The 524-nt window shown below is 57.4% G+C and carries 1 protein-coding gene; it reads left to right on the top strand.

The features are described 5' to 3' along the window. Window positions 1-224 precede the first annotated feature (224 nt). Window positions 225-524: hypothetical protein (locus AB8804_RS23320; protein WP_371190304.1), on the top strand; the 300-nt coding region annotated here is incomplete at its 3' end.

Genomic DNA, 524 nt, shown 5'->3' with positions numbered 1-524 from the left:
CAGTGCAACGCCGATAAAACGGCGCTGGGCGAGTCTGCCGTGCGCTACATGGGCGAACTCAGAACCGCCGTGACGCGCATCATCAAAGCCACGCCAGCCATTCAGCAGAAGATCGACGACATTGCCGACATGCTGCACCTGATGGCGCACTTTTCCGGCATCACGTTCGACCAATAACCACCACGGCCAAACATAAGCGCCACCAACCAGAAGGAGACATAACCATGCATTTACATCTGACCGAATCCAGCGCAGAAGCGGGCATTCATGCGACCAGCGAGGCCGAGCGCGAGTACTGGCTGGGCCGCGAAAGGTCATACGTTACCGCGCCCGTTGAAATCGACGTGACCGCGTTTCACGAGGCGGCGGGGCAAATGTACCCAATGAACTGGCAGTGCAACACGGCGCAGGATACGGAAACCTTCATGCTTCAGGAGATGATTTGCGGGAACGTCACGGAAATCTATGTGCGCTGCGGTCTGCGCTATTTCCGTATGCAGGACTACAGCAACACGAACCACGCC

It is taken from the genome of Enterobacter sp. KBR-315C3_2022 (genome assembly GCF_041399425.1).
GTDB lineage: Bacteria > Pseudomonadota > Gammaproteobacteria > Enterobacterales > Enterobacteriaceae > Enterobacter.
Note: the sequence above shows the minus strand (reverse complement) of the source record. Positions and strands in the feature narration are given on the sequence as shown.